The 10,689-nt window shown below is 63.1% G+C and carries 9 protein-coding genes; 6 read left to right on the top strand and 3 right to left on the bottom strand.

The window, feature by feature from the left end:
• Positions 1 to 5: 5 nt before the first annotated feature.
• The 4 genes from ACMV8A_RS07855 to lpxA are packed head-to-tail and all read left to right on the top strand — an operon-like array spanning position 6 to position 2,788.
• A complete protein-coding gene (locus ACMV8A_RS07855; protein WP_495325216.1) occupies positions 6 to 542 on the top strand; it encodes an OmpH/Skp family outer membrane protein in 537 nt (178 codons plus the stop codon).
• Positions 539 to 1,567 carry a UDP-3-O-(3-hydroxymyristoyl)glucosamine N-acyltransferase gene (lpxD, locus tag ACMV8A_RS07850; protein ID WP_495325215.1) on the top strand — a complete coding sequence of 343 codons (1,029 nt, stop codon included), beginning with the start codon at positions 539 to 541 and terminating at the stop codon, positions 1,565 to 1,567. The genes ACMV8A_RS07855 and lpxD overlap by 4 nt, the downstream gene beginning before the upstream one ends.
• 4 nt (positions 1,568 to 1,571) lie before the next feature.
• The gene (gene fabZ, locus ACMV8A_RS07845; protein WP_495325214.1) at positions 1,572 to 2,018 is read left to right on the top strand and encodes a 3-hydroxyacyl-ACP dehydratase FabZ; all 447 of its coding nucleotides are present in this window, start codon (positions 1,572 to 1,574) and stop codon (positions 2,016 to 2,018) included.
• A complete protein-coding gene (gene lpxA / locus ACMV8A_RS07840) occupies positions 2,015 to 2,788 on the top strand; it encodes an acyl-ACP--UDP-N-acetylglucosamine O-acyltransferase (RefSeq protein WP_495325213.1) in 774 nt (257 codons plus the stop codon). The genes fabZ and lpxA overlap by 4 nt, the downstream gene beginning before the upstream one ends.
• An 83-nt stretch (positions 2,789 to 2,871) precedes the next feature.
• On the opposite strand, the gene lpxB is transcribed toward lpxA, so the two are convergent.
• From lpxB to ACMV8A_RS07825, 3 genes are read right to left on the bottom strand one after another with little or no spacing between them, the layout of a single operon-like run.
• Complete coding sequence (gene lpxB / locus ACMV8A_RS07835; protein ID WP_495325212.1) at positions 2,872 to 4,014, bottom strand: lipid-A-disaccharide synthase; 1,143 nt, start codon at positions 4,012 to 4,014, stop codon at positions 2,872 to 2,874.
• A 34-nt stretch (positions 4,015 to 4,048) separates the two neighbouring features.
• Entirely contained in the window at positions 4,049 to 5,149 is a 1,101-nt protein-coding gene (locus tag ACMV8A_RS07830) for a DegT/DnrJ/EryC1/StrS family aminotransferase (protein WP_495325211.1), read from the bottom strand.
• A 13-nt stretch (positions 5,150 to 5,162) separates the two neighbouring features.
• Positions 5,163 to 6,107: a Gfo/Idh/MocA family oxidoreductase gene (locus ACMV8A_RS07825; RefSeq protein ID WP_495325210.1), complete on the bottom strand. Its 945-nt coding sequence runs from the start codon at positions 6,105 to 6,107 to the stop codon at positions 5,163 to 5,165.
• 317 nt (positions 6,108 to 6,424) lie between these two features.
• Between ACMV8A_RS07825 and rnhB the strand changes: the two genes are divergently transcribed.
• Together rnhB and dnaE are read left to right on the top strand one after the other, a co-directional pair.
• Positions 6,425 to 7,021: a ribonuclease HII gene (rnhB, locus tag ACMV8A_RS07820; protein ID WP_495325209.1), complete on the top strand. Its 597-nt coding sequence runs from the start codon at positions 6,425 to 6,427 to the stop codon at positions 7,019 to 7,021.
• A gap of 107 nt (positions 7,022 to 7,128) precedes the next feature.
• The gene (dnaE, locus tag ACMV8A_RS07815; RefSeq protein WP_495325208.1) at positions 7,129 to 10,590 is read left to right on the top strand and encodes a DNA polymerase III subunit alpha; all 3,462 of its coding nucleotides are present in this window, start codon (positions 7,129 to 7,131) and stop codon (positions 10,588 to 10,590) included.
• Positions 10,591 to 10,689: the final 99 nt, after the last annotated feature.

Genomic DNA, 10,689 nt, shown 5'->3' with positions numbered 1-10,689 from the left:
ATACATTGAACAGGCTCTCTCTCTGGACCTTGCTGGGTTTGTGTCTGGTCTTGGTATCCGCCACGGCGGTGGCCGCCGAGGCGCGGGTGGGTTTCGTCAATACGCCGCGCATCCTGGAGCAGGCGCCGCAGGCCAAGATGGCCCGTGAACGGCTGGAGCAGGAGTTTGCGCCACGCGACAGCGAGTTGGCTGCGGCCCAAAAGACCCTGAAGGCCCAGGAAGAAAAGCTGGCGCGGGACGGCGCCATCATGAGTGAGGAGGAGCGCCGCAAGCTGGAGCGCGACGTACTCACCCAGCAGCGCGACCTCAAACGTGCCCGCGAGGCCTTTACCGAAGACCTCAACCTGCGCCGCAATGAAGAGTTTTCCCGTATGCAGCGCGAGGTAGGTGACGCCATCGTGGCCATCGCCAAACAGGATGGTTACGACCTGATTTTTGAAACCGGTGTGGTCTATGCCAGTGATCGTGTCGACCTGACCGAGCGGGTGCTGGGGCTGCTGCGCCAGCAGTTCGAGGCCCAGAACAAGAAAAAGGCACGGTGAGCTTCACCCTCGCAGAGCTGGCCCAGCGCGTCGGCGCACGGCCGGTGGGGGATGGCGCCTGTGTCATCCACGGCGTCGCTACGTTGAACGGCGCTGTCGCCGGCACCATTACCTTTCTTACCAATCCCCGTTACCGCAAGCACCTGCAGGCGACACAGGCGTCGGCCGTCATCCTGCGGGAAGACGACCTGCCGTTCTGCAGCACCAATGCCCTGGTGGCCGCCAACCCCCATCTGGCCTATGCCAAGGTAGCCGCCTTATTCGCTCCTTCCGCTGATGCCGTGCCCGGCATACACCCGAGCGCCGTGGTGGCCTCGTCCGCCCATATCGACGCCAGCGCCAGTATCGGCCCGCATTGCACCATCGGCGCGGATTGCGTCATCGGTGCGGATGCGGTGATTGGCCCGGGGTGTGTACTGGAGCGCGGCGTTCGTATCGGTAACGGAACACGCCTGGTGGCCAATGTCACGGTCTATCACGGCTGCCGCATCGGTGCCCGTGGCCTGCTGCATGCCGGCGCCGTCATCGGCTCCGACGGTTTCGGCTTTGCCCATGATCGCGGCACCTGGATCAAGGTGCCGCAGCTCGGCGCGGTGATGATTGGCGACGACGTGGAGATCGGCGCCAACACCAGTATCGATCGCGGAGCCGTGGAAGACACGGTGATCGAGGACGGGGTGAAGCTGGATAACCAGATCCAGGTGGCGCACAATGTGCGCGTCGGTGCGCACACCGCCATGGCCGGTTGCGTCGGCGTGGCCGGCAGCGCCGTAATCGGCAAGCACTGCGCCATCGGTGGCGGTGCCGGCATCCTGGGACATTTGGAGATCGCCGACGGAACGACCGTCACCGCCATGTCGCTGGTGACCAAATCACTGAAAGAACCCGGTGTCTATTCCTCGGGCACGCCTCTGGAACGCAGCGAGCAGTGGCACAAGAACACGGTGCGCTTCAAACAGTTGGACGAAATGGCGCGGCGATTGAAGCAACTGGAAAAAGAACTGGAAGAACTGAAGAAAGGGTAGTGCCTTGAATACGATGGATATACACGAGATTCTCGAATACCTGCCGCACCGCTATCCGTTCCTGCTGGTGGACAAGGTGATCGATTACAAGCCGGGTGAGTATCTCATCGGCGTGAAGAATGTTTCCTTCAACGAGCCGTTCTTTACCGGCCACTTCCCGCAGCGCCCGGTCTTCCCCGGTGTGCTGATCATGGAAGCGCTGGCCCAGGCCACCGGCCTGCTGGCGTTCAAGACCCAGGGCAAGAAACCGGATGGAAGTTCGCTGTATTACTTCGCCGGTATCGACAATTGCCGCTTCAAGCAGCCGGTGGAGCCGGGCGATCAGTTGTTTCTTGAGGTAAAGCTGGTGACCACCAAGCGCAACATCTGGAAATTCAGCGCCGAGGCCAAGGTGGACGGCAAGGTCGTCGCCAGCGCCGAGCTGATGTGCGCGGAGCAGGTGATGGCATGAGCATCCACCCGACCGCCATTGTCGATCCCAAGGCCCGCATCGGCGCGGGTGTCAGCATCGGCGCCTATTCGATCATCGGCGCCGATGTGGAAATCGGTGACGGCACCTGGATAGGGCCGCATGTGGTGATCAACGGCCCGACGCAGATCGGTCGTGATAACAAGATCCACCAGTTCGCTTCTCTGGGTGAAGCGCCGCAGGACAAGAAGTACAACGGCGAGCCCACGCAACTGGTGATCGGTGATCGCAACATCATCCGTGAGTACGTCACCATGAACCGTGGCACACCGGGCGGTGGCGGTGTTACCCGCGTCGGCAGCGACGGCCTGTTCATGGCCTATATCCACATCGCCCACGATTGTCAGATCGGTGACAAGGTGATCTTCTCCAACAACGCATCCCTGGCCGGCCATGTGCATGTGGGCAATCAGGTGATCCTGTCCGGATTTACTCTGGTGCATCAGTTCTGTGCCATCGGCGCTCATGCCTTCACCGGCATGGGCAGCGCCATATCGAAGGATGTGCCGCCGTATCTGATGGTGGCCGGTAACCCGGCGGAACCGCATGGCATCAATAAGGAAGGCCTGAAGCGGCGTGGTTTTTCTCCAGAGTCGATCCAGACCCTGCGCCAGGCCTACAAGGTGCTGTACCGCTCCGGTCTGCCGCTGGACGAAGCCACGGCACGGCTGAAAGAGATGGCGCAGACCTGCGCCGAACTTAAGCCCTTCGTCGAGTTCCTCGACAACTCCAAGCGCAGCATCGTCCGCTAACGGTTGGGCAGAGAATGAAAAACGCCAGGGGCCTCCCGGCCCCTGGCGTTTTTTGCTTTACGTATTGGTTGCACGTTTGATTTTTACGCCGCGGGTGTGTCCAGCAGTTGCAATACCACGCGGGCGACGTTGTCCGAACCGCCGGCGGCGCCCAGCTTCTCCCGCACCCGTTTCAGTCTTTCGCGGATCTGCGCATTGCGCGCCTCATCGAACACCAGGCTTTCCGCCTCCGCCGCAATCCTGTCGGCCGTGGCGTCGTGCTGGATCAGTTCCGGTGCGATACGTTCACTGGCGACGATGTTGCACAGGGCGACGTGGTCCACTTTGATCATGCGGCTCATGATGCGGTAGCTGAGGGGGGCGATCCTGTAGATCACCGCCAGCGGCGTGCGCATCAGGGCGATCTCCAGGGTGGCGGTGCCCGAGGCGCTGACGATGGCATCGCAGGCGGCCATCACGTCATAGGCGCGGCCGGAGACCACCGTGATCGGTACCGCGCGGCCGGAAAAATACGGGGCAAAATCGGCGTCGCTCAGAGTCGAGGCGCGTGGCAGGATGAATTGCAGGTCTGGATGCTTGGCATGCAATTGCGCCGCCGCATCAAGCAGCACTGGCAGCAGACGCTTGATCTCGCTGCGGCGGCTGCCCGGGAACAGGCCCAACACCTTGCGTTCAGGATCGAGGCCGAACTCGTGGCAGGCAGCGCTGTGATCGAGCGCGCTGTGTACTTCCTCCACCAGAGGGTGCCCAACGAAGGTAACCGGCACATGGGCGTTACGGTAGAACGGCTCCTCGAAGGGGAACACCACCGCCATGTGATCCACCAGCTCACGGATACGGTGCACCCGCTCCTGGCGCCAGGCCCAGATCTGCGGGCTGATGTAGTACAGTACCTTGATACCCAGCTCTTTGGCGGTCTTGGCCAGGCGCAGGTTGAAGTCGGGGTAGTCCACCAGGATCAGCAGGTCGGGCCGCTCCTCGCGCAGCTTGCGTCGCATCAGTCGCAGCGCACCGTAGATGGTGGGGAAGTGCGCCAGCACCTCGAACAGACCAACCACCGCCATGACCCGTGAGTCCACCAGGGTGTCCACACCCTCGGCGCGCAGCTGATCGCCGCCGATGCCGAAGAAGCGGATATCCGGCCGCTGCCGTTTGACGGCGCGCACCAGCCCCGCGGCACGGGCGTCGCCGGACGCCTCGCCGGCGATGATCATGATCTTTTTCATGTCTGAGCTACCCAACGCCTTTGCGTCGGAGTATTTATCCGCCAACTGCGCCGCGGATGACGTCGAGCACTTGATCCACCTGGGCGTCGGTCAGTTCCGGGAAGATGGGCAGCGACAGACATTCGCTGGCGATCTTTTCGCTCACCGGCAGCTTGATACCCAGGCAGGTGCCGGCAAACGCCTTCTGCTGGTGCAGCGGGATCGGGTAGTAGATGGCGTTGGCGATCTGCGCGTCATTCAAGGCCTTGTTGATGGCGTCGCGTTTGGGCGAAAGCAGGGTGTACTGGTGGTAGACGTGGCGACCCTTGCCATCCTCGAACGGCGGGATGACGTCCGGCATTTGGGCCAGGGCAGCGCTGTAGCGGTGGGCGGCGCGGCGGCGGCCGGCGTTGAACTGTTCGATGCGTTTGAGCTTCACGCGCAGGATCACCGCCTGCAATTCGTCGAGGCGGCTGTTGTAACCGATGATGTCGTGGTGATAGCGCACCTTGCTGCCGTGGTTGCGCAGCATGCGCATGGTTTCGGCCATTTGCGCATCGTTGGTGGTGACCATGCCGCCGTCGCCGTAGCAGCCCAGGTTCTTGCTGGGGAAGAAGCTATGGCAACCGGCCAGCCCGATGGCGCCGGTCATCTGGTCGCCGTAGGCGGCGCCGAAGGATTGGGCGCAATCCTCGATCACCTGCAACTGGTGCTGTTCGGCCAGGGCCATCAGCGGCGCCATGTCCACCGGCTGGCCAAACAGGTGCACCGGGATGATGGCCTTGGTGCGTGGGGTGATGGCGGCAGCGACACGATCGATGTCGAGATTGAAGGTACGTGGGTCGATGTCGACGAACACCGGCCTGGCGCCGACGTAGGCGATGGCCTCGGCGGTGGCGATGAAGGTGAAGGGAGATGTGATCACCTCGTCGCCTTCCTTCAGGCCGGCGGCGCGCACGGCGAGGTGCAGCGCGTCGGTGCCGTTGGCGCAACTGATGGCGTGGGCCACACCCAGATATTCGGCCGCTTCCTTCTCGAAGGCCTGCACGTTGGGGCCAAGGATGAACTGGGTCGCTTCCAGGGCGGCGAGGATGCCGCTGTCGATTTCATCCTTGAGGGCGTGGTACTGACCCTTGAGGTCTACCATGGGGATCATTGTTTATTCTCCGTCAGTGCGGTTGTTGTTGGAACAATTCGCTGATATGGATGGCGGTGGCCAGGGCGTCGCGCCCATCCTCGCCGGTGACCGGCGGTTTGCCGCCGGTGGCAATGGCATCGAGGAAGGCGATGATTTCGGCCTTGATGGCATCGGAATTCTCAAAGATGCTTTCCTCGGATTTGATCTCAGGGATGCCGGGGAACATTTCCTTCTCGCCCTTGCGATGCACACTGAGGATCTTGTCCTGGAAGTCTACCGAGATGTAGGCGTCGTGTTGGAAGATACGCATCTTGCGCTGCGGCTTCATGCTGACGCGGCTGGCGGTGACGTTGGCGACGCAGCCGTTCTCGAATTTGATGCGCGCGTTGGCGATGTCCACTTCCTTGGTCAGCACCGAAACGCCATCGGCATCAATGCTCCTGATGGGGGAGCGCACCAGACTCTGGATGACGTCGATGTCGTGGATCATCAGGTCCAACACCACGTTGACGTCGGCGCCGCGCGGATTGAACGGCGCCAGGCGGTGCGACTCGATGAAGCGCGGTTCGGACAGCACGCCGTTCAGCGCGAGCACGGCGGAGTTGAAGCGCTCCAGGTGTCCTACCTGCAAAACCAGGCGGTTGCGCGCGGCGATGGCGATCAGCTCGTCGGCTTCGGCGACGGTGACGGTAATGGGTTTTTCCACCAGCACGTGGACGCCGTTTTCGAGGAAGAATTTAGCGACTTCGTAATGGCGCTGGGTTGGCACCACGATGCTGACCGCCTGTACTTTGCCGGCCAGTTCGCGGTAATCGGTGAGGGCGGTGGTCTTGCATTCGGCGGCGACGCGGGCGGCGGCCTCGAGATTGGCGTCCACCACGGCGACCAGCTCTGAATTGGCAAGTGCTGCGTATTTCTGGGCGTGAAAGCGGCCCAGGTAACCGACGCCGACCACGGCGGTTTTGATCTTGTTCATTGGCGTATCCATCCGGGCGCGCAGGCCCCTGAAATAAAGCGGCAAATGGTCGCATTTACCGCCTGCCAAAGCAATTGAACCCAACAAAATCAAGTTTGAATCCGCGAATGAACGCGAATGGACGCAAATTCAGGCGAGAAGCAAGGCCGCAAAGCAGTTGCACAACCCTATCCACCGGGTGGGTGGGACCTGTACACCATACTATTCGCGTCTATTTGCGTATATTTACGGACCAATGAAGAGAACGAATGCGCGACATGACGGCAGCTCGTGCGCCGGGTATGCTTGCCACTTTTTCGCATATCCTGCAGGTGGTTATGGAACGGCAATTTGGTCTGGGGTTCGGCGGCGGCCTGACGCTGGTGGCAGGCGTGGACGAGGTGGGCCGTGGCCCCTTGGCCGGTCCGGTGGTCACCGCGGCGGTGATCCTCGATCCGGGGCGCCCCATCGAGGGGTTGGCGGACTCCAAGAAACTGAGCGAGAAGAAGCGCGAGGCGCTGGCGGAGCTGATCAAGGAACGGGCACTGGCCTGGGCCATCGGCCGTGCCGAGGTGGAGGAGATCGACCGCATCAATATCCTGCAGGCGACGATGCTGGCCATGCAGCGGGCGGTGGCCGCCCTCGACCCGGCCCCGCAACATGCCCTCATCGACGGCAACCGCTGTCCCAAACTGCCCTGTAGCGCCGAGGCCATCGTCCAGGGCGATGGTTCGGTGCCGGCCATCAGCGCCGCCTCCATCCTGGCCAAGGTGACCCGCGACCGCGAGATGGTGGAGCTGGATGCCCGGTATCCTGGCTACGGCCTTGCCGGTCACAAGGGGTATCCTTGCAAATCCCACATCGAGGCACTGGAGCGGCTGGGGGTGACACCGATCCATCGCCGTTCCTTTGGTCCGGTCAGGAAACTGCTGTAGTTCGGGAACCTAACTGACTGATTTGTTGAGCCATGGTCGATTGAAATCGGCAGGCCTGCGCTGTCAAGACTTGCATCCTGCGCCCCAACTCCCGACACTTGCCCCCCATGCAATCCGTCCCGCCATTCGTCCATCTGCGCGTCCACACCGAGTATTCCCTGGTGGACAGCCTGGTGCGGGTCAAGCCGCTGGTGAAAGCGGTGGCCGCTGCCGGTATGCCGGCGGTGGCGGTGACCGACCAGAGCAACCTGTTCGCCATGGTGAAGTTCTACAAGGCGGCGCAGGGGGAGGGCGTGAAGCCCATCGTCGGTGCCGACCTGTGGATTGCCGGCAGCCAGGATGGCGCCGCGCCGACCCGCCTGACCCTGCTGTGCAAGGATGCCGAGGGCTACCGCAATCTGTCCGAACTCATCTCCCGCAGCTATATCGAAGGCCAGCACCGCGGCATCCCGGTGCTGGAGCGGGGGTGGCTGCCTGGCCACGTCAAAGGCCTGATCGCCCTGTCCGGTGGGCGCGAGGGCGACGTGGGCCAGGCCCTGCTGGCGGACAACCGCGACCTGGCAGCGGAACTCATCACCGGCTGGCTGCGCCTGTTCGGCGACAACTACTACCTGGAGCTGACCCGTACCGGCCGCGAGGGGGAGGAGGGCTACCTGCATGCCGCCGTCGCCCTGGCCGGGATGATGAATGTCCCGGTGGTGGCCACCAATGATGTACGTTTCTTGAAGCCCACCGACTTCGAGGCCCACGAGACCCGCGTCTGCATCCACGACAGCCGCACCCTGGACGATCCGCGCCGGCCCAAGCGCTATTCCGAGCAGCAGTACCTGAAAACCCCGCAGGAAATGGCCGAGCTGTTCGCCGACATCCCCGAATCGCTGGAAAACTCCGTTGAGATCGCCCGCCGCTGCAACCTGACCCTCACCCTGGGCAAATATTTCCTGCCCGACTTCCCCGTCCCGGCGGGGATGACCATGGACGAGTTCTTCCGCGCCGAGTCGCGCAAGGGGCTGGAGCTGCGCTTGGCCAAACTGTTCGATACCAAAGCGCCTGACTATGCGGAGAAATGCCGGCCCTACCGCGAACGGCTCGACATCGAACTGGACGTGATCATCAACATGGGCTTCCCCGGCTACTTCCTCATCGTGGCCGACTTCATCCAGTGGGCCAAGCGCAACGGTATCCCGGTGGGGCCGGGGCGCGGCTCCGGCGCCGGCTCGCTGGTGGCCTATGCGCTGACCATAACTGATTTGGATCCATTGGCTTACGACCTACTCTTCGAGCGGTTTCTGAACCCAGAACGCGTCTCCATGCCCGACTTCGACGTGGACTTCTGCATGGAAGGCCGTGACCGCGTCATCGAGTATGTCGCCGAGCACTATGGCCGCGAGAAGGTCTCCCAGATCATCACCTACGGCTCTATGGCGGCGAAGGCGGTGGTGCGCGACGTGGGCCGCGTCATGGGCCACCCCTATGGCTTCGTCGATCAGATCGCCAAGCTGATCCCCTTCGAACTGGGCATCACCCTGGATGATGCCCTGGAGAAGGAACCGGCCCTCAAGGATCGCTACGAGCGGGACGAGGAGGTGCGTAACCTGATGGACATGGCGCGCCAGCTGGAGGGGCTGACCCGCAATGCCGGCAAACACGCCGGTGGTGTGGTCATCGCCCCCACGGCGCTGACCGACTTCGCCCCGCTGTACTGCGAACAGGGCGCCCAGGGCGTGGTCACCCAATTCGACAAGGACGACGTGGAGGCCGTCGGCCTGGTGAAGTTCGACTTCCTCGGCCTGCGCACCCTGACCATCATCGACTGGGCCTTGGGCAACATCCGCAAGCAGACCGGCGAGACCATTGACATCACCGCCATTCCGCTCAACGACAAACCGTCTTTCGACCTGCTCAAGGCCTGTCAGACCACCGCCGTGTTCCAGCTCGAATCGCGCGGCATGAAGGACCTGATCAAGCGCCTGCAACCGGACACCTTCGAGGACATCATCGCCCTGGTGGCCCTGTTCCGTCCCGGTCCGCTGGAGTCGGGCATGGTGGATGACTTCATCAACCGTAAGCACGGCCGCGCCAAGGTCGAGTATCCCTTCCCGGAAACCGAGGCGATCCTCAAGCCCACCTACGGCGTCATCGTCTACCAGGAACAGGTGATGCAGATCTCCCAGGTCATCGGTGGCTACACCCTGGGCGGTGCCGACCTGCTGCGCCGCGCCATGGGCAAGAAGAAGCCGGAGGAGATGGCCAAGCAGCGCGAAATCTTCCTGGAAGGTGCCGCGCGGCTCGGCTTCGATCAGAGCAAGGCCGGCGCGCTGTTCGATTTGATGGAGAAGTTTGCTGGCTACGGTTTCAACAAGTCCCATTCCGCCGCCTATGCGTTGGTGTCTTACCAGACCATGTGGCTCAAGGCCCATTACCCGGCGGCCTTCATGGCCGCCGTGCTGTCGGCGGATATGGATAACACCGACAAGGTGGTGACCCTCATCGACGAGTGCCAGACCATGGGGTTGGCCGTGGTGCCGCCGGCGGTGAATACCAGTCAGTACAAGTTCACGGTGCGCGCGGACAACGCCGTGGTCTATGGTCTTGGCGCCATCAAGGGGGTGGGCGAGGGCGCCATCGAGGGCATTGTCAGCGAGCGCGAGGCCCATGGTCCCTATGCCGACCTGTTCGACTTTTGCAAACGCATCGATCTGAAGAAGGCCAACCGCCGCGTACTGGAGGCCCTGATCCGTGCCGGTGCGCTGGATGGCCTCGGCCCCAACCGCGCCACCCTGATGGCGGCGCTGCCGCAGGCCCTGCAGGTGGCCGAGCAACACCTGCAAAACCATCAGGCCGGCGTTGAGGACCTGTTCGGCTTCAGCCCGGCAGGGGAGGCCGATGCCGCCGGTCCGGCAGTGTACGAAGAGGTGCCCGAGTGGAACGACGAAATCCGCCTCAACGGCGAGAAAGAGACGCTCGGCCTGTATCTCACTGGCCACCCCATCGACCGCTTTCTGTCCGAGCTGGCCCGTTTCACCACCTGTCGCCTGGCGGAACTGGCCGCCGACCGGCCACGTGCCGTCACCGTGGCCGGACTGGTGGTCGCCCTGCGTACCCGGCCCACCAAGCGCGGCGACCGCATGGGCTTCGTCACCCTGGACGACCGCAGCGGCCGCCTGGAGGTGACCCTGTTTGGTGACAGCTACGCCCGTTTCCAGCACCTGATCAGCCAGGACAAGGTGATCGTGGTGCAGGGCGAGGTGCGCCACGATGACTATTCGGGCGGCCTGGTGTTGCGTGCCGAGGAGGTGTTCGACCTGGAGCTGGCCCGCAACCACTACGCCAAGCGCCTGGTGGTGCAGGTGGATGCGCCCAAGGCCGGCAACGGCTTCACCGAAAACCTGGAGCGGGTCCTCGGCCCCTACTGCGAGGGGCGTTGCCCGGTGCAACTGGACTACACCAACGGCCGTGCCCGCGCCCGCATGACCCTGGGCGAGGACTGGCGGGTGCGCCCCAGCGAAGAGCTGCTGCACCGCCTGCAACAGCTGGCCGGGCCGGAGGCGGTGCGGCTGGAATATTAGTTCGCCGGGCGGAATTCGGCCCGCCCCACCCATGAAGGGGTCCGTATACGGCCCGAATGGAAACCGCTAAACTAGCGCGAGCCCATCAGATAACGACAA

It is taken from the genome of Sulfurivermis sp. (assembly GCF_059410345.1).
This window is presented reverse-complemented; position numbering and strand designations above follow the sequence as displayed.

Bases quoted from the DNA above. Each gene is read 5' to 3' on its own strand.
- lpxA (WP_495325213.1), top strand. From the start codon at position 2,015: ATGAGCATCCACCCGACCGCCATTGTCGATCCCAAGGCCCGCATCGGC.
- lpxB (WP_495325212.1), bottom strand. From the start codon at position 4,014: ATGAAAAAGATCATGATCATCGCCGGCGAGGCGTCCGGCGACGCCCGT.
- ACMV8A_RS07830 (WP_495325211.1), bottom strand. From the start codon at position 5,149: ATGATCCCCATGGTAGACCTCAAGGGTCAGTACCACGCCCTCAAGGAT.
- ACMV8A_RS07825 (WP_495325210.1), bottom strand. From the start codon at position 6,107: ATGAACAAGATCAAAACCGCCGTGGTCGGCGTCGGTTACCTGGGCCGC.
- rnhB (WP_495325209.1), top strand. From the start codon at position 6,425: ATGGAACGGCAATTTGGTCTGGGGTTCGGCGGCGGCCTGACGCTGGTG.
- dnaE (WP_495325208.1), top strand. From the start codon at position 7,129: ATGCAATCCGTCCCGCCATTCGTCCATCTGCGCGTCCACACCGAGTAT.